At 58.6% G+C, this 16,901-nt stretch carries 17 protein-coding genes; 7 read left to right on the plus strand and 10 right to left on the minus strand.

What is annotated here, in order from left to right:
* Positions 1 to 6: 6 nt before the first annotated feature.
* A complete protein-coding gene (locus tag MUY35_RS11835) occupies positions 7 to 744 on the minus strand; it encodes a GNAT family N-acetyltransferase (protein WP_248368555.1) in 738 nt (245 codons plus the stop codon).
* Positions 741 to 1,469: a molybdopterin-binding protein gene (locus tag MUY35_RS11840; protein WP_248368557.1), complete on the minus strand. Its 729-nt coding sequence runs from the start codon at positions 1,467 to 1,469 to the stop codon at positions 741 to 743. The genes MUY35_RS11835 and MUY35_RS11840 overlap by 4 nt, the downstream gene beginning before the upstream one ends.
* 38 nt (positions 1,470 to 1,507) lie before the next feature.
* On the opposite strand from MUY35_RS11840, the gene sfsA reads away from it, so the two are divergent.
* The 3 genes from sfsA to MUY35_RS11855 all read left to right on the plus strand — a co-directional run bounded on the left by sfsA (position 1,508) and on the right by MUY35_RS11855 (position 4,382).
* Positions 1,508 to 2,206 (plus strand): DNA/RNA nuclease SfsA, encoded by a 699-nt coding sequence (sfsA, locus tag MUY35_RS11845; RefSeq protein WP_248368559.1) that lies wholly within the window; start codon positions 1,508 to 1,510, stop codon positions 2,204 to 2,206.
* A 36-nt stretch (positions 2,207 to 2,242) separates the two neighbouring features.
* Positions 2,243 to 3,091, plus strand: a complete 849-nt coding sequence (gene map, locus MUY35_RS11850) for a type I methionyl aminopeptidase (protein WP_248368561.1) — start codon at positions 2,243 to 2,245, stop codon at positions 3,089 to 3,091.
* Positions 3,092 to 3,323: 232 nt separating this feature from the next.
* A complete protein-coding gene (locus tag MUY35_RS11855) occupies positions 3,324 to 4,382 on the plus strand; it encodes a TRAP transporter substrate-binding protein (RefSeq protein WP_248368563.1) in 1,059 nt (352 codons plus the stop codon).
* 47 nt (positions 4,383 to 4,429) lie between these two features.
* Here the strand turns inward: MUY35_RS11855 and rsmD are convergent, their stop codons facing one another.
* Both rsmD and MUY35_RS11865 read right to left on the minus strand, forming a co-directional pair.
* The gene (gene rsmD, locus MUY35_RS11860) at positions 4,430 to 4,993 is read right to left on the minus strand and encodes a 16S rRNA (guanine(966)-N(2))-methyltransferase RsmD (protein WP_248368565.1); all 564 of its coding nucleotides are present in this window, start codon (positions 4,991 to 4,993) and stop codon (positions 4,430 to 4,432) included.
* Positions 4,990 to 6,198 carry an FAD-dependent oxidoreductase gene (locus tag MUY35_RS11865; RefSeq protein WP_248368568.1) on the minus strand — a complete coding sequence of 403 codons (1,209 nt, stop codon included), beginning with the start codon at positions 6,196 to 6,198 and terminating at the stop codon, positions 4,990 to 4,992. Before MUY35_RS11865 ends, rsmD begins: the two co-directional genes overlap by 4 nt.
* Positions 6,199 to 6,281: 83 nt before the next feature.
* Between MUY35_RS11865 and MUY35_RS11870 the strand changes: the two genes are divergently transcribed.
* On the plus strand, positions 6,282 to 6,776 hold the full coding sequence (locus MUY35_RS11870; RefSeq protein WP_248368581.1) for a peroxiredoxin: 495 nt from the start codon (positions 6,282 to 6,284) through the stop codon (positions 6,774 to 6,776).
* Here MUY35_RS11870 and MUY35_RS11875 read toward each other — a convergent pair.
* The 5 genes from MUY35_RS11875 to MUY35_RS11895 form a co-directional block, all read right to left on the minus strand.
* Entirely contained in the window at positions 6,773 to 7,960 is a 1,188-nt protein-coding gene (locus tag MUY35_RS11875; RefSeq protein ID WP_248368584.1) for a GNAT family N-acetyltransferase, read from the minus strand. The genes MUY35_RS11870 and MUY35_RS11875 overlap by 4 nt on opposite strands.
* A 31-nt stretch (positions 7,961 to 7,991) precedes the next feature.
* Positions 7,992 to 8,759, minus strand: coding sequence for a glycerophosphodiester phosphodiesterase family protein (locus MUY35_RS11880; protein ID WP_248368586.1), 768 nt, complete (start codon positions 8,757 to 8,759; stop codon positions 7,992 to 7,994).
* Positions 8,756 to 9,217: a RidA family protein gene (locus tag MUY35_RS11885; protein ID WP_248368597.1), complete on the minus strand. Its 462-nt coding sequence runs from the start codon at positions 9,215 to 9,217 to the stop codon at positions 8,756 to 8,758. The genes MUY35_RS11880 and MUY35_RS11885 overlap by 4 nt, the downstream gene beginning before the upstream one ends.
* 121 nt (positions 9,218 to 9,338) lie before the next feature.
* Complete coding sequence (locus MUY35_RS11890) at positions 9,339 to 10,640, minus strand: HlyD family type I secretion periplasmic adaptor subunit (RefSeq protein WP_248368599.1); 1,302 nt, start codon at positions 10,638 to 10,640, stop codon at positions 9,339 to 9,341.
* Positions 10,627 to 12,375, minus strand: coding sequence for a type I secretion system permease/ATPase (locus MUY35_RS11895; protein ID WP_248368601.1), 1,749 nt, complete (start codon positions 12,373 to 12,375; stop codon positions 10,627 to 10,629). The genes MUY35_RS11890 and MUY35_RS11895 overlap by 14 nt, the downstream gene beginning before the upstream one ends.
* A 196-nt stretch (positions 12,376 to 12,571) precedes the next feature.
* Between MUY35_RS11895 and MUY35_RS11900 the strand changes: the two genes are divergently transcribed.
* The 3 genes from MUY35_RS11900 to MUY35_RS11910 all read left to right on the plus strand — a co-directional run bounded on the left by MUY35_RS11900 (position 12,572) and on the right by MUY35_RS11910 (position 14,520).
* On the plus strand, positions 12,572 to 13,315 hold the full coding sequence (locus tag MUY35_RS11900; protein ID WP_248368610.1) for a VacJ family lipoprotein: 744 nt from the start codon (positions 12,572 to 12,574) through the stop codon (positions 13,313 to 13,315).
* Complete coding sequence (locus MUY35_RS11905; RefSeq protein ID WP_348984512.1) at positions 13,308 to 13,913, plus strand: ABC transporter substrate-binding protein; 606 nt, start codon at positions 13,308 to 13,310, stop codon at positions 13,911 to 13,913. Before MUY35_RS11900 ends, MUY35_RS11905 begins: the two co-directional genes overlap by 8 nt.
* 163 nt (positions 13,914 to 14,076) lie before the next feature.
* A complete protein-coding gene (locus MUY35_RS11910) occupies positions 14,077 to 14,520 on the plus strand; it encodes a MarR family winged helix-turn-helix transcriptional regulator (RefSeq protein ID WP_248368612.1) in 444 nt (147 codons plus the stop codon).
* A gap of 20 nt (positions 14,521 to 14,540) precedes the next feature.
* On the opposite strand, the gene MUY35_RS11915 is transcribed toward MUY35_RS11910, so the two are convergent.
* Positions 14,541 to 16,739, minus strand: coding sequence for a transglycosylase domain-containing protein (locus MUY35_RS11915; protein ID WP_248368614.1), 2,199 nt, complete (start codon positions 16,737 to 16,739; stop codon positions 14,541 to 14,543).
* Between the last annotated feature and the right edge of the window lie 162 nt (positions 16,740 to 16,901).

Below are 16,901 nucleotides of genomic sequence, written 5' to 3' on the forward strand. Positions count from 1 at the left end.
CGTCGTTCATCCCTGCGATGGCTTGGTGCGATAATGGTAATGCCCGACAAGGTGCATCCCTATATTTGTATAAAGCGGATTGGCTGCATGGTTGCCTTGGGTCACGATCAGGGCGATATATTTCGCGCCTTGCGATTTGCCCCAGATGGCCGCTTGTTTCAGCAGGTTCAGACCAGTGCCCTGACGGCGCAATTCCTTGTCCACATGCAGGGCGTGAACCATCGCAATGTCTTCATGCAGCCCGACAAACCCGACGCCTGACGGGGTGTCGTCGGTGCGGGCCAACAGGCCGGTCTTTGGGCATTTTGCCCGCTCCATCACTGCGCGGCGGGCTTCGCCCACGCCGCCTGCGTTCCACAATTCGTGCATGATCGACAGCGTCGGCCAAATTGAAAACGCCGAAACGGGCGGGGGTGCGTTTTTGGTCAACTCGTCGATCCCGATGACCCAAAAATTCACTGGATCGACGATATGATAACCGTGCTTTTCCAGCATATCATCCAAGTGTTCGTCGCCGTGGCGGATCTGAAACAACGGGTTCATACCCAGCTCTCGCATCGCTTTTTCGGCAACCGGCAGGTCGGCTTCGGTGGTCGGCCAATTCTCGGTCGCCGCCGAGACGCGCTTGCCGCCACCCGCGCCATCACGAATGACCCATGCGCCAACGCGCTTTGTGTTGGCGGGTGGCCAGGTTGCCTCGCACGCCTCGATGATAGCGTCAACGCTGGGAAGCTCGTTTTTCATGTGTCCTCCGGAAAAAGCTTAGAAAGGGTCTGGGCTGCAGCGTCAAGCCGGGCAGCGTCGGTGCCGCGGATCACGACGTTAGCGCCAAATTGCCCGTTTTCAATGAATGGATAAGATCCGAAACCGAGGTCGGCATAGTCTTGCGCCAGTTTACCAAGGGGCCCGGCGATCTCGCTCTCGGCACTCTCGATCCGCACAGATATGGATTGCAACGGGGTGCCGCCCGTTAAGCCGGGCAAAACACTGTCGACCATCGCCTTAAAAATAGAGGGAACACCCGCCATCACATGGACATTTTCCAGCGTGAAGCCGGGCGCGACTGACACCGGGTTTTCGATCAAGGTCGCGTGGTCCGGGATGCGCGCCATGCGTTGGCGAGCTTCGTTGAACTCCTGACCCTTGGCGGCGTAATGGGCCGCCAGCAGGTCGCGTGCATCGTCGCGGATGTCGATATGGTCTCCGAAGGCTCGCGCAATACAGTCGGCGGTGATGTCGTCATGCGTCGGGCCGATCCCGCCTGAGGTAAAAACATGATCATAGCTTTCAGAAAGAGCCTTCACAGCAGTTTCAATCGCGGGGGCATCGTCCGAGACGACGCGCACTTCCTTCAGATCGATCCCACATTCGGTAAGCTTACCCGCGAGGTGATGCGTGTTCGCATCCCTTGTCCGGCCTGACAAAATCTCGTCTCCGATTACCAACATGGCAGCTGTCGGGTTGGGCATAACTTGCTCCTTTCCTACTTCCGGTATAGGCCCGCGTTATGAAATTTCCCAGCCCTCTTGTGCCCGCAACGCTCATTCGCCGCTACAAGCGCTTTTTGGCGGATTGCCTGTTGGAGGACGGTCGCGAAGTGACGGCCCATTGCGCCAATCCCGGTTCGATGATGGGGCTGGCTGAGCCGGGTATGAAAATCTGGCTGGAACCCAACGACGACCCCAAGAAGAAGCTGAAGTTTGGCTGGCGGTTGGTCGACCATGAAAACGAGCATTTCACCGGCGTTGATACCTCGGTGCCGAACCGCGCTTTGCGCGCGGCGCTAGAGGCACGTTCGGTCGCTGGTTTGGGCGAATATCATACGGTTCGGGCGGAGGTGAAATACGGCGAAAACAGCCGCATCGACTTTCTGTTGGAAGGCCCGGGTCTGACCTATGTCGAGGTGAAATCAGTGACCCTGTCCCGCCAGCCCGGCTTGGCTGAGTTCCCCGACAGTGTGACCGCCCGCGGCACCAAGCATCTGGGTGAGCTTGCGAAAGTGGTCGGGCAGGGGCATCGCGCAGTGATGCTCTATCTTGTGCAGCGCACGGATTGTGACCGGTTTGATCTGGCCCGTGACATTGACCCGACCTATGCCGCTGCGTTTGTTGACGCGCGCGCCGCCGGGGTCGACCTCATCGTGCTGGGCACACAGATCAGCCCCGATGGCATCCATGTCGCGGCCCCTCTGGCGTCTTTGGCCTGAACATCCTATTTAGGGGCGAAGCAAGAGGACCAACCCATGGACGACACGATGCGCGTGACCAAAGAAGGCATTCGCCTATACGACCCTTCCGACTTTGCCGGAATGCATAAGGCGGGACATTTGGCCGCCGATATTCTGGACCGGATCGCGCCGATGGTGAAGCCGGGTGCCACCACCGCCGAACTTGACGCCGCGATCGAGGCAATGGTGGACGAGGCCGGCGCGGTGTCTGCCACCATTGGGTATAAAGGCTATAAGCACGCGTCCTGCATTTCGTTGAACCATGTGGTCTGCCACGGCATCCCCGGATCGAAAACGCCCAAGGGCAAGAACGAGAAGTCAGCGCGCAAGCACGACGAATTGATCGACGGCGACATCCTGAACGTTGATGTGACGGTGATTGTGGACGGCTGGTATGGCGACACAAGCCGCATGTATAAGGTCGGCACGCTGAAGCCTTTCGCAGAACGTCTGATCCAAGTGACTCATGATGCCCTGATGAAGGGGATCGAGGCCGTGCGCCCCGGAAACACGTTCGGAGACATCGGCCACGCCATCCAGTCCCATGTGGAAAGCCAGCGCATGTCAGTGGTGCGCGATTTCTGCGGGCACGGTCTGGGGCAAGTGTTCCACGCCCCACCCAATGTGCTGCATTACGGGCGTCCCGGTATGGGCCCTGTGCTGGAAGAAGGCATGTTCTTCACCATCGAGCCGATGGTCAATCTGGGCCGCCCGGAAACCAAGATCCTTGCCGATGACTGGACAGCGATCACCCGCGACAAATCCTTGTCGGCGCAGTTCGAACATTCGGTCGGGGTCACGGCGGATGGGTGCGATATCTTCACGCTGTCGCCTGCGGGAAATTTCCATCCAACTTGGGGTTAAGCGCGCCGGTTGACTTGGGGGAAACTTCTACCGTTTCTCTCCCTTGACCGCAAAATATCCTTTTGAATTCAGGGTGTTTCTGTTGCCGATGTCCTTCGGTTGGGATTCCTTCGCTTTTCCGTTTGCACTCGCAGAAACTCGTGCCTAGGTTCCATATGCCGACCCGCAAGAGGTGGGGCGGCTTCCGCGACACTCATGCGCGGCTGTTTCTACGAAAAACGGAGGGTGTCCCATGACCCACTTCCGCTCCTTCACCCCGAAATCCATCATCACATCCATTGGTGCCGCCGCAGCTTTACTGCTGTCGACCAACGCGACCGTTGCCGAAGAAGTGACGCTTCGCTTTCAGCATTTCGTGTCGCCCTTATCGGCGAACCCGACCTATTTCATGGCCCCATGGGCCGAGAAAATCGAGAAGGATTCCGGCGGACGCATCAAGGTCGAACTTTACCCGGCCATGCAACTGGGCGGCAAAGCCACCAGCCAGTATGACCTGATCCGCGACGGCGCGATTGACGGCGGCTGGGTCATTCCCGGCTATCAACCCGGTCGTTTCCCCGAAGCCGAGGCGATGGAGCTGCCCTTCATGGTCACCAAATCCGGCGAAGAGGCGTCGAAAGCCGCGTGGGTCTATACCCAGAAATATCTGATGGATGACTTCGCGGATGTGAAGGTGATTGCCGCCCACATGCATGGGCGCGGGATCGTTCACAAGAAGGGCGATCCGATTGCTAGCGTCGCGGACTTCAAGAATCTGAAGCTGCGCGGCCCGTCGCGGACCTCGACCCTGCTATTGGACAAGCTTGGTGCCACGCCGATTGGCATGCCCGTGCCCGCCTTTCCCGAGGCGCTCGCAAAAGGTGTGGTCGATGGTGGTGTGATCACTTGGGAAATGTCGCCGTCGCTGAAGCTGAACGAGCTGACGGACAGCCACACCGATGTTGCGGGCGATAAGTCGCTGTATAACCTCTATTTCATCTGGGCGATGAACAAGAATGTCTATGAGGGGCTGCCCGACGACCTGAAGGCCGTGATCGACGCGAATTCAGGCTTTCACACGTCGGCTCTGGCAGGTCGCGCGCATGATACCGGCGACGTGGTTGGGCGCGAGAAAATGGCGGCAGACGGCAATGCCATTGCAGAATTGTCGGAAGATGAGACTGCCAAAATTCGCGCGCTGGGCGACGAAGTCATCGCCGAGTGGATTGAGGACATGAACGGCAAAGGCCTTGATGGCGCTGCGATGGTGCGCGACGCGCAGGCGGCGGTGTCGGTCACGCGGGCGCAGTAAGCCGCAGAAATTTTAGCAAAGGGCCGTCCCTCGGGGCGGCCCTTTTGTCATGCGCGTCCCACTCGTTCGAGGATCGAGATTGTCGTATCCCCATATCGCCGGGCATCCAGCAATTCGACCCCGTCCGGGGGCGTGATCGCCGCGCTTTCTTCCCAAACGATCAGCGCATCTGGCGCGACCCATCCGCCCTTGATCGCGGCGTCCAATGCTTTTTCGCCCAACCCACTGCCGTAAGGTGGATCAAGAAAGATTAGGTCGTGGGGCTGCCCATCAGGCAAACGCGTCGCGTCACGTTTCACCACTGTCACGTCATCCGCACATCGACACTTGGCGATGTTTTCGCGGATCAGGGACAGCGCTTTGCGCCCATCATCCACGAAGGTCACATGGGATGCGCCGCGCGACAGGGCCTCAAGCCCCAACGCGCCGGTGCCAGCAAACAGGTCCAGCACCCGTGCGCCCTCTATCGGGTCGCCAAAACGGCCGCCGATCAGCATGGAAAACAGGCTCTCGCGCACCCGGTCGGTGGTCGGGCGTAGATGCGCGCCCGCGTCGCCTTTACCAACATTGGCCAGCGCCAGCCCACGAAAACGGCCTGCGATGATCCTCATTTCAACAGCGGTTTCAGGTCTGATGCCGAGTCAGCGACAATCGCTTTGTCCGGCGACTTGCCGCTTTCGAGCAGCCGTTTGCCGACCATATGGGCGCGCGGGTCGTTCATCGCGTCAACCGCCAGCAGCGTATCGCCCTGAAAATACCAGAAGCTCGCGCTGGCGTCGTCGCCATCACGGCGCGTGACCACGTTGTCGTAGCCCACATTGAGCCCGGCAATCTGAAGCTTCACGTCATACTGATCCGACCAGAACCACGGGGTGGCGATATAGTCTACGTTTTTGCCCATTATGTTGCGGGCGACAATTTCGGCCTGATCAATGGCGTTTGGAACGCTTTCCAGCCGGATGCGGGCGCCATGATAAGGGAAGGACGCACAATCGCCAGCCGCCCAGATGGCGGGATCGGACGTGCGACCCAGCGCGTCGGTCTGGATGCCGTTGTCAATTTCCAACCCGGCAGCCTCGGCCAAGGCGGTGTCCGGCGCGATGCCCACGCCGACAATCGCGAAATCCACCTCAAGCGTAGTGCCGTCAGACAAAACGGCCCCGGTTACGCGTCCGTCACCTGTCAGTCGGTCCAACCCAACCCCTTCGCGGATATCGACGCCGTGGGCGGTGTGCAGAGCGCGGAAATAGTCCGAGGTTTCGGGTGCTGCGACACGTTGCAGGATACGGTCTGCCATCTCAACAAGGGTGACCTTCAGGCCCTTCTTGGCAGCGACGGCCGCGGCCTCCAACCCGATATAGCCGCCACCGATGATCAACACGCGGCGGCCTTGCGAGAACTCCGCCGCCATCCGGTCCACGTCATCAAGCGTGCGCACAACATGAACGCCCTCAAGTGCGCCGCCGATTGAGGCAGGCAGACGGCGGGGCACGGACCCGGTGGTCAGCGCCAGTTGGTCATAGGGGAGTTTCTCGTCCCCGATCACCACCTGATGATTGGCCGTGTCAATTGCGTCCACATATGTGCCAAGACGCAGGGTGATGTTGTTTTCCGCATAGAAACTCTCGGGGCGCAGATACAGTCGCTCCACTTCCATCTCGCCCAACAAATAGGCTTTGGACAGCGGCGGGCGCTGATACGGCGGCGCAGTTTCAGCCCCGATCAGCGTGATATCGCCGTCAAAGCCAGAGTTCCTTAGCTTGGCTACCAAGGATGATCCGGCTTGCCCGGCACCGATGACAACAATGTGAGACATGCGGGACTTCCATTCTTACTGACCTGACGCGGTTTGCAGACTATGACTAGAGGAAGGAGAAACACAATCAAGGAAGTCAAAAAATGAGCATATCAGTTGGTGACAAACTGCCAGGTGCGACGTTGTTACGGATGGGTGCGGACGGACCTGAAGCGGTCGAACTTTCGTCTCTGACGGATGGGAAAAAGGTTGTGATTTTCGCATTGCCCGGCGCCTATACCGGCACTTGCACAACCGCGCATGTACCCAGCTTCATGCGCACAAAGCCTGAGTTTGACAAAAAAGGCGTGGACGAAGTCATTTGTATTTCAGTGAATGATCCCTTCGTCATGCAGGCTTGGGGTGAAAGTACAGGGGCGACAGCGGCGGGCATCACGATGTTGGGAGACGCCGAAGGCGCGTTTACCAAAGCGGTGGGAATGGTATTCAACGCGCCGCCCGCAGGCCTGATCAATCGCTCGCGTCGCTATGCGTTGTATGCTGAAAACGGGGTGGTGAAAGTGTTGAACGCCGAAGAAAACCCGGGCGTGTGCGAAACATCAGGTGGCGAGGCGCTGTTGGCGGAAATGTCCGCCTAGTCGCCTTCCTCGACTGTTGTTTTTCGAAAGGGGCCGTACGAGGTGAGGATGTCAATCTCCCCTTCGACGGTCTCTTTTTCTGCGGTCAGGAATTGTTCGACGGCATCGCGAAAGCCCGGCTCGGCGATCCAGTGCAGTGAATGGGTGGTGACGGGCAGATAGCCGCGGGCAAGTTTATGTTCGCCCTGCGCTCCAGCCTCGACCCGGTGCAGTTTGTGTTCGATTGCGAAGTCGATGGCCTGATAATAGCAAAGCTCGAAATGCAGGCAGGGATGGTGTTCGAGCGCGCCCCAATAGCGGCCAAACAGCGTCTCGCGCCCGATCACGTTCAGCGCGCCTGCGACCGGGTGATTGTCGCGCAAGGCAAGGACCAACAGCAAATCGTTACGCATCGTGTTGTGCAGCTCGTCAAAGAAGTCGCGTGTCAGGTAGGGGCGGCCCCATTTGCGCGCGCCGGTGTCTTGATAGAATTGCCAAAAAATATCCCAGTGATGCGGTTGGATATCCTCGCCCGTCAGGGTCACAATCTCGCCGCCGAAGTTCTGCGCTTGTTTGCGTTCGCGTCGTATCTGTTTGCGCTTTCGCGAACTCAGGTTTTCCAGAAAGCTGTCGAAGTCGCGATAGCCGTGGTTTTCCCAGTGAAACTGTTGACCAATCCGGTGAAGCAGGCCCATCTGTGCGCCAGCCTGCGCCTCGTCTTTTGTGCAGAAGGTGACATGGGCGGAACTCAGGCTGTTCTCGGCCGCAATCTGAACCATGCCTTGCACCAGTCCAGCGCGCCCAATTGTTTCATACCCGGGGCGCGTTAAGAAACGTCGCCCGGTGACTGGGGTGAACGGGACAGCCAGTTGCAGCTTGGGGTAATACTGTCCGCCAGCGCGTTGAAAAGCGTCGGCCCAACTGTGATCAAAAACATACTCGCCCTGACTGTGTGTTTTGCCGAAAAGCGGCGCGACGGCGATGATCTGCCCTTCCGCATGAACACTTAGATAATGCGGCTGCCAACCAGTGCCTTGGCCGACGCTGGCCGAACGTTCCAGAGCCAGCAAAAACCGATGCGTTGTGAACGGGTCAATTGGGCGGGCGCCGTCAGAGACCTCGGGGCAGGCACAGGCATCCCAATCCTGCGCGGTGATACTGGCAAGGCTTTGGTGGGTGTGAATTTCGATTTGAGTGTCTGTCACCGGAACATTGGGCCCAACTCAGCGCGCGCGGTCAAGCCGCATAGCCTTCGAAGGTTATGTTGTCGGCAATCTTGCGCGCTTCGATCTCAGCTTCCTTCGACCGGATGGTCCAGCACAGGACCGGAACACCCTGCGCCTTCAGGCGCGCAACAGCCGGGTTGTGCAGATCGCGGGCGTCATGGCTGATGAAGCTTGCGCCAACCCGCTCGAAATCCGGGATGTCCCGCAGGTATTTGCGCGTGGCTGCCGGAACGAGGGAGTTATTCTTGTGCAAGAACGCTTCTGTGGTCAGGCCAAGCGCCCGCCCGCTGTCATGGGCGGCGAAGGCAGCAACCGAATGCGGGTTGAACGACATCACAGCGACGTCGCCGACATAGCCGTCCAACGCTTCGGCCGTCGCCTTTTCCAGCGGACCAGTACGGGGGCCCATCGCCCCATCCTGGTCTTTCATTTCAACCAACACCGGCACACGACCGGCGACGATTTCCAGAACCTCGCCGAACGTGGGGACGCCTTCGTGACCATGGTTCAGGGTCATAGCGCCCAATTCGACCGAGGAACGCTGCTGGATCGGCCCTTTCTGCCCGGTCAACCTGCCCAAATCATAGTCGTGAAACACCATGGCCTGCGCGTCTTTTGACAATTGCAGATCAATTTCGATCCCATACCCCGCAGCGATGGCAGCAAGGATAGCGGCGCGCGAGTTTTCGGGGCGACCCGCCGTGATATCGTGAAGCGCCCGGTGTGCAATGGGGCGCGTCAGAAAGCTTTCGGGTAATGGGGTCGGGGATCGGGTCATTTGATCTGGAAGATGCCTTCGATTTCGACCGCGACTCCGAAGGGAAGGCTGGCGGCTGACACAGCGGATCGCGCATGGCGGCCCGCGTCGCCCAAGGCTTCGACCATGAAATCCGACGCGCCATTGATCACTTTGGGTTGGTCGGCAAAATCGCTGGTCGAGTTCACGAAGCCAACCAGCTTCACCACCCGTTGAAGACGGTCCAGATCGCCACCACACGCCGCTTTGACCTGCGCAAGTAGGCTGATCGCGCAGCCGCGCGCCGCTTGGGCACCAGCTTCGGCGGTCATGTTGTCACCCAGTTTTCCGGTTAGAAACGCGCCGTCTTTCGTCGAGATTTGGCCGGATACGTGCACAAGGTCGCCGACCTGCACATAGGGCACATAGTTGGCCGCAGGGGCTGGGGCATCGGGTAGCGTTACGCCAAGTTCTGCAAGCCGGGTTTCAAAATTGCTCATCTCGCGTCCTTTTCAGTTGATCCTGCACGTCGCGCGCGGGTTTGAACGGACGCTAACTTGCGATCAGTTTCCTGAAAAGGGTGAAAGCGATACGATCAGCCCGCTTGACGACCTTTCCTTTCTAACTCTCGCGCAGGGCTGTGCCAAAAAAAGTTGCGAGCGGTTGAAGCAAGTATGACATCGGGCTGCGGTCCCCGGTCTTGATGAACGCCGTGGCGGGCATTCCGGGTAGCAGCACCACACCCGGTGGCAGGTGAGCGCGCTCGTTGTCGGCTACTTTGATCTCGATCTTGTAAAAACTTTGCCCCGATTTCTCATCCGCGAACGCATCAGCGGAAATCGTGTCGATTGATGCCAACAGGTCGGGTGCCCCTCGGTTGTCGAAGGACGGGAAGGTCAGCGTAACGGGTTGGCCGACGAATACCTGGTCGATGTCGGACGGTTGGATCTGCGCGGTGACCTGCAAGGGCCGGTCTTGTGGGATGATGTGCAACATGGCCTGGCCGGGTTGAGCCACGGACGCGGGCGCATGGACTTGCAAACCATGCACAACGCCCGACACCGGCGCGCGGATGCGCAGCCGATCCAATTCGGCGGCGATACTACGCATCTTTTCGGACAGTTCAGCGGCTGTGGCTTGATGATCTCTCAGCTCTGCAATCGCCCTTTCGCGTTGTTCGGCCTGAAGGGTCAGCTTTTGTAGTTGGGTCTCGGTCAGCCGCAAATCTGCCTCGGCTTGTGTGGCCGCGATTTCGGCCAGTCGCCCGCTTAGAACAGCCTCTTCCCGTCGAAGGGCGGCGACGCGCGGGTATGGCGCCAAACCTTCGCCAAGCAAGCCTTCTTGGCGGTGTAGATCGTCGCGGAGTAGCGCGAGTTGCCTTTTTACGGTCGACGCCTGCGCGTCCAATCCAGTTTTCTGCTGCTCAATTTGAGACGCTCGTTTGTCCAGCTGTGCAGACTGAGTGCGGGCTAAATTGCGGCGTGACATGAACAGCCGTGTTTGTCCGGCCAACATATCCGCGATCTGTGGCGAGGTTTGGGCGTCTTGGCGCAGTGTCGCGGGATAGGTGACGGTCTTCGCGTCGTCCTGTTCGGCGGTCAGGCGAGCAATGCGGGCCAGAACCTCGCGGTACTGTCTTTTGATTATGGCCTGTCGCGACCGGTGCCGCGCGCCGTCCAACGTGATGAGTGTATCGCCTGCATGAACCAGATCGCCTTCCCTGATCAATATGGAGGCTATGACACCGCCATCGGGATGTTGCAGGACGTGTTGATGTCGATCCGCGTGGATTGTGCCCTGCGCCACCACAGCGCCTGCGATCTGGGTCGTGGTGGACCACGCGCCAAATCCGCCGACCAAAACAAACAAAGTGATAAAGCCGAACAGCAGAAAGCGACGGGCGGAGAGATCATGATCGTTCATCATACACTCCGCCGGCGCTGTGTATGGCATGTAGCTGATGGGCGTTTTGCACGGACTTTCTAAGGACTTCGTCACGCGGCCCGCATTCTGTCACACAGCCACGGTCCAGAACCATCAACAGGTCGCAGTGCTGTATCGCCGCGGGACGGTGGGCCATGATCATCACCGCGCCGCCGCGTGCCTTCACGCCTTGTATCGCCGCGTTCAGCGCGTTGGACCCGTCATGGTCGAGGTTCGAGTTTGGTTCGTCCAAAATAACCAAGGGCGGCGCGCCGAATAACGCGCGGGCAAGGCAGATACGCTGCATCTGGCCACCTGACATCTTGCTGTCGCCGGGTGTGACCGTCGTGTCATAGCCATCGGGCAGGGACAGAATCAGCTCATGTGCGCCTGCGGCCATCGCGGCGGCCACGACGCTGGCATCGTCCGCGTCTGGGCAAAGACCTGCGATGTTGTCCGCGATTGTGCCGTCAAACAGCACCACCCGCTGCGGCAAATATCCGATAACGCGGCCCTCGGTTTTTGGTGTGTATTGGAGCAGTGCTGCACCGCCCAGCCGAACGGTGCCGCCAGAGGGCGTTACCGCCCCGGTCATTACCTGTGCCAGCGTGGTTTTACCGGCACCAGACGGGCCGATGACCCCCAACGCCATGCCGGCTGACAGCGTGAACGAGATGCCTTGAAGGACGGCGAAGCTGTTGCCGTCGGGAATGACGGTGACATTGCTGACCTGCACATGCGCTGGTGGGGTGGGAAGGGTCGTTCGTCGTGCCATCGGCGCCGCATCAGTCGTCCGCTTGGCAAGAGAAAGCCAGCCGGATCTGGCGTGCTGCACAACAGGCCATTGGCCGATCGCCAGATCGACAGGGGCCAATGCGCGCGACAGAAGGATGGATCCGGCAATCATCGCCCCCGGCGAGATTGCATCTTGCACCGCCAGATATGCCCCAACACCTAACATCGCCGATTGCAGGAACTGGCGAAACGTCTTTGAAAAAACCGCGAACTGGCTCTGGCGATCCGATATGCGTAGCCCATCGCGCAAGCTCGCGGCGCGGATATTTTGCCACTGGCGGGCCGCATGGTCCGCCACGCCAAGGGCGCGCGCCATCTGCGCCTCTGTCCGCAAACGGCCGGCGAGTTGATCTGCCCTAACCGTCTGTGAAGCAATCACAGAGGCAGGCCCGCTGGTCAGCTTTTGATTGATCAGCGTGATTGCCACCAGAAATACGCCCCCGATCAGCGCCAGCGCCCCCAGCCACGGGTGGAAAATCGTGATCGCCAGCAGGAAAACCGGCGTCCATGGAATGTCGAACAAGGCCGTGATGACAGGGCTGGCGAACAGCCGTCGGATGGCATCAACATCACGCACGGCACTGGTTGGGGCAGTCTGGTCTGACGCAGTTTGGTTTGAACGCAGATCAGACATGAACACATGCTCGTCCAGATCATTTTGAAAGCGGGCCCCGGCACGCGCAAGGATGCGGCTGCGGGCATAGTCAAGGAAACCCATCATGAGAAACAGAAAGGCCATCAACAACGTCAGCGAGACCAATGTTGCTTCCGATCGGCTGCTGAGCACGCGGTCATAGATTTGCAGCATATAGATTGGCGCGGTCAGCATCAGAAGGTTCACGAAAACCGAAAAAATCGCGGCGCTGATCAACAGCCCGTTCATCCTGCGGCGTATTTTTCGCAGTTCTTCCCGGCCATATTCCATTTTCGCGTGCCGCATCTAGTTTGACCCTAAAAAAAGCCCCCCAGCATCATGTGCACCCGCGCAGAGCACGAATTTCGGCGGGAATCGGCTTGTAAACTGTCGTCAAATAGACACATAAAAAAGCTGCAGATCCCTTAATGGGTTTGCATAGAACTGCTGCGCACTATGTGTGACGTGAACAATAGAATTGCTGCCAAACAAAGATATCCATGTGACCAAACTGATTACGAAGTTTTCTCCGGCGATAGCTGGCCTTGTTCTTGTGACGCTTGGTGCTTGTGCGCAGGCACCGGCCCCGTCGGGCTATGACGACCCGCACGAGGCTCAAAACCGCCGCACGCATGGTGCGAACATTGATCTGGACCGTGCGCTGGTATCGCCCGCGTCAAACGTCTATGGCGAAGTTCTGCCGCGCGAGGTTCGCGATACTGTCGAATTGTTCTCGGACAATGCGGGTTTGCCGGGTGTCGTTGTGAACAACATCCTTCAGGGTAATATCGAAGATGCGGCGCATAACTCGATCCGGTTCCTGTTCAACACCACGTTCGGCCTGCTGGGCATGTTGGATGTGGCAACTGATATCGGGCTGGAAGAACGTAAAAGCGATTTCGGTGAAACACTGCACGTTTGGGGTGCGCCGGAAGGCGACTATGTGGTCTTGCCTTTCTTTGGTCCGTCAACCGAACGCGATGGTTTTGGGATCGTGGCAGACTTTTTCTTGAACCCACTAAGCTTGGTCTTGCCGACAGAAGTGAAACACCTTCCCAAGGCCACTTGGGTTCTGGCAAAGTTCGGCGATCGCTACACGTTTGGCGACACCATTGACGAGTTCTACTATAGTGAAGACGGATATCAGCTGATGCAGCTCTATTATCTCGATTCGCGCCGCTATGAGCTTGGCATCGAAGTCGACGACACTGAACTTGAGGATATTTATGATGCGTATGATGGGTAACCAAACCGCAATGACCCGCCGCGCGGTTCTGGGTGGATTGGCCGGGCTTAGCGTACTGGCGCTGTTGCCGGGCCGCGCCTTGGCTGCGATTTCTGCTGAGAAGGCAGAAAGCCTGATTGGCAAGGTTGTCAATGACATCAATGGGATCATCAATTCCGGCGCGTCAGAAGCGACGATGATCAAGAATTTCGAGAAAGTATTCGTCAGATATGCAGATGTGGACTTCATTGCGTTGTCCGCGCTTGGCCCTGACGGCCGTTCGGCCAGTGCATCGCAGAAAAGCGCTTTCATAAAAGCGTTCCGCGGTTACATCGCGCGCCGCTATGGTAGCCGTTTCCGCGAATTTCAGGGGGGCAGCATCAATGTTGTCAGCTCGAAAGCGGTCAAAAGCCGGTTTGAAGTTCTGACCAAGACCCAGTTGAAGGGGAAATCGCCCTTTGACGTGGTGTTCGTTGTGTCTGCGAAGAACGGCAAGTTTATCGACATGCAGGTCGAGGGAATTTCGATTGTGAAGTCTGAGCGCAAAGAGATTGGCGCGATGCTTGATCGTCGCAAGGGCGATCTGAATAAGCTGATTGCGGATCTGAAAGCCGGTTGAACGGCCTGATCCAGTTATTGAGTTAGAACGCCTCTGCGCTGCCTAGCGCGGGGGCGTCTTTACATTTGGCACGCGGCTCCGCGCCGACCTGTCCATCCCCTAAGCTTGCAAAAGGTTGCATCCGCAAGTATTTGGAATGGTTCAAGGACAAGGGAGCTTCGGATTGGCAGACGCGCAATGGCCCAAAGGAACGCAGAAGGAAAGCTTCGGCTTTTTGGCGCAAGTATTGGCGCGCCGGGTGGATAACGAATTGAAAGCAGAATTGGCCAATCTGGATTTGGACTTCCGATTTTTCATGACATTGATGCAACTGCTTGCGCAGGACGGTCAAAGCCAGCGCGAATTGGGCAGCAAGCTTAACCTTCCCGAATACCAAGTCAGCCGAAACCTTGCTGCGATGGTGAAGGACGATCTGGTTGAACGTCGGACAAGCCCAACCAGCCGCCGCACCACGCAAGTGTTCCTGACAGGTAAAGGGCGCGCGCTGGCGCAGCAAATGCCGCCGCTGATCAACACGCTGAATGATACATTCCTTAGTGCGCTTAACGGTGACGAGCGTGCGATGCTGATCACATTGCTGCAACGGGTTCTGTCAACGACGGCATAAAATGCCCCTAAGACGTGCGCCTAGTTCTTGCCGAAGATCGACCGCATCACACCGATCAACGCATCCTCGACCGCTTCGCCAATCGACTGACCGCCTTGTGGTCGATTGCCTTGACCACCGAAGCCTTGGTCTTCGGACGAGAAGACCTGGCCGTCAAAGCGCGGGGCGTTGCCGGGGCGGATCATTGGAAGCGGGTTCGGGACAAGTTCTGACTGAATGCGCACCATCGCCTCGCGCCACATCTCGGCGGGCAAGCCGCCGCCTGTGACACCTTTCAGCGGTGTGTTGTCATCATAGCCCATCCACACGCCCATCACGTAATCGGCGGTAAATCCGATGAACCACGCATCGCGGGCCGAGTTCGTGGTGCCCGTCTTGCCCGCAATCTCAAGCCCATTGATTTTCGCACGACTGCCGGTGCCAGCTTCGACCACGCGGCTCATCATATAGACCAGTTGTTGCGCGGCTTGTTGCGAGATGACGCGCTCACCGATCCCGCCGGTTTGCGTCATTAGCGGATCGCTGTCACCAACAAGGCTGAGGTCTGTCAGACCATAAGGTATCACAGCAGACCCGCCGTTCAGGATGCCTGCGAAAGCCCCCGTGGTTTCAATCAATGTGCTTTCCGAAGCCCCCAGCGCCAGTGCGGGCCCGGCTGCCAGATCGCTTTCGATGCCGAACATCGACGCGACGCTGCGCACGGCCTCCAGCCCCACATCTTCGGCCACTTTCACGGCAGGGACGTTCAGGGATCGCGCCAGCGCCTCGGTCAGGCTGACATTGCCGTAGTGCTTGCGGGTATAGTTCTTCGGGCACCACTGGCCGGACCCGGGGACGTTCAGGCAGTAAGGCTCATCTAAGATGAAATCATCCCAGCGATAGCCCATGTCCAACGCGGCCGCATAGACGAACGGCTTGAAGGCCGATCCAGTTTGGCGCTTGGCCTGCGTGGCCCGGTTGAACGCGCCCGTCACTTTGGTTTCGCGTCCACCGACCATACCGCGCACCGCACCATCCGAGCTCATCACGACAATGGCGGCTTCTGCTTTGGATCCAGACGAAACCTTGGTCGCAAAAATCTCGGCCATCGCCTGTTCGGTGGCGGTTTGAATGCGAGGGTCCAGTGTCGTTTTGATGATCACGTCTTCTGTGGTCTTGCGCGTAAGGAACGCGGGTAGGTCGCCCATGATCCAGTCGGCAAAATACCCACCAGCCTGCGCCTTTGCGGCGCTGGACAAGGTTGCAGGATTGTTTTGGGCCTTTGCTGTCTGCTCGTTGCTCAGAAAGCCCTGTTCATTCATCAGGCGCAGCACCGTTGCGGCGCGGTCCTGCGACCGCTTCAGATTTGCGGTCGGCGCATAGACGGACGGTTTGGGCAACATGCCAGCCAGCATCGCAGCTTGGGCTGGGTTCAGCTCGGACGCCGGGATTGCGAAATAACGCTGGGCGGCGGCGTCAAACCCGTGCGACCCGGCACCAAGATAGGCACGGTTCAGATAGATCGTCAGGATTTCATCTTTTGAAAACTTGGCCTCCAACGCCATCGCATAGATCGCTTCTTTGATCTTGCGACGAAGCGAGCCTTGGCGGCAGTCCGCCTCGTAAGCCGCTTCGTTCTTCCACTGATCAGGGTCGAAGGGCACCCCAAGGCAAAGCAGCTTCGCCACCTGCTGGGTCAACGTCGATCCGCCATGCCCGGACAGGGGGCCGCGCCCTTCGCTCAGGTTGATGCGCACAGCGCTGGCGATGCCGCGGGGGCTTAGGCCCAGATGGCCATAGAACCTTTTGTCCTCGCTCGCGATGATTGCATCGCTCAAGTAAGGGCTGACGGTTTCTGTCGTGATCGTGCGGCCGCGTTGGTCGCCACGCCACGCATAGACCGCGCCATAACGGTCAAGGATTGTCACCGACCCCTTCGCGCGCCCATCAAGAAGCGCGTTCAAGTCCGGAATGGTCGATGCGAAATAGAATACAGCAAGTCCGATAATCAATGCGACGACTGCGGCACTTTTCCAGGTCAGCCGCCAGATCAGGCGGAAAACCCAACTAATCAGGAAAATCGGCCAGCCAAGGATACCCTTGGGCCGCTGCGTGCGCCGTGTGCGCTTGGCCGTAGGCTTGCGGGCCTTGCGCCGCGCAGGCTGCTTCGCCGCTGGCTTCTTTTTCGAATAGCGTTTGTCTGCCACCAATTTGGGGCGCTTTGGGCCGGATGGGCTCATGATACTGGTTCCGCGTCTGCTCGGTCGATCCAAATTTAGCGAATCGTTGTCCTAGAGTGTAGCCCGTTCGCTTGGGAGCTGCGACTTATCGCACTGTTTAAAAAATAGGCAGACCATTGTGCAGGCGCAGCATTTTTTGCGCAATGCCTGTTTTGGAGGTCG

The organism is Aliiroseovarius sp. S1339, from assembly GCF_023195695.1.
GTDB lineage: Bacteria > Pseudomonadota > Alphaproteobacteria > Rhodobacterales > Rhodobacteraceae > Aliiroseovarius.

Excerpts from the sequence above, each read along its gene's own strand:
- MUY35_RS11835 (WP_248368555.1), bottom strand. The coding sequence starts at position 744 with ATGAAAAACGAGCTTCCCAGCGTTGACGCTATCATCGAGGCGTGCGAG.
- MUY35_RS11840 (WP_248368557.1), bottom strand. The coding sequence starts at position 1,469 with ATGCCCAACCCGACAGCTGCCATGTTGGTAATCGGAGACGAGATTTTG.
- sfsA (WP_248368559.1), top strand. The coding sequence starts at position 1,508 with ATGAAATTTCCCAGCCCTCTTGTGCCCGCAACGCTCATTCGCCGCTAC.
- map (WP_248368561.1), top strand. The coding sequence starts at position 2,243 with ATGGACGACACGATGCGCGTGACCAAAGAAGGCATTCGCCTATACGAC.
- MUY35_RS11855 (WP_248368563.1), top strand. The coding sequence starts at position 3,324 with ATGACCCACTTCCGCTCCTTCACCCCGAAATCCATCATCACATCCATT.
- rsmD (WP_248368565.1), bottom strand. The coding sequence starts at position 4,993 with ATGAGGATCATCGCAGGCCGTTTTCGTGGGCTGGCGCTGGCCAATGTT.
- MUY35_RS11865 (WP_248368568.1), bottom strand. The coding sequence starts at position 6,198 with ATGTCTCACATTGTTGTCATCGGTGCCGGGCAAGCCGGATCATCCTTG.
- MUY35_RS11870 (WP_248368581.1), top strand. The coding sequence starts at position 6,282 with ATGAGCATATCAGTTGGTGACAAACTGCCAGGTGCGACGTTGTTACGG.
- MUY35_RS11880 (WP_248368586.1), bottom strand. The coding sequence starts at position 8,759 with ATGACCCGATCCCCGACCCCATTACCCGAAAGCTTTCTGACGCGCCCC.
- MUY35_RS11885 (WP_248368597.1), bottom strand. The coding sequence starts at position 9,217 with ATGAGCAATTTTGAAACCCGGCTTGCAGAACTTGGCGTAACGCTACCC.
- MUY35_RS11890 (WP_248368599.1), bottom strand. The coding sequence starts at position 10,640 with ATGAACGATCATGATCTCTCCGCCCGTCGCTTTCTGCTGTTCGGCTTT.
- MUY35_RS11895 (WP_248368601.1), bottom strand. The coding sequence starts at position 12,375 with ATGCGGCACGCGAAAATGGAATATGGCCGGGAAGAACTGCGAAAAATA.
- MUY35_RS11905 (WP_348984512.1), top strand. The coding sequence starts at position 13,308 with ATGGGTAACCAAACCGCAATGACCCGCCGCGCGGTTCTGGGTGGATTG.
- MUY35_RS11915 (WP_248368614.1), bottom strand. The coding sequence starts at position 16,739 with ATGAGCCCATCCGGCCCAAAGCGCCCCAAATTGGTGGCAGACAAACGC.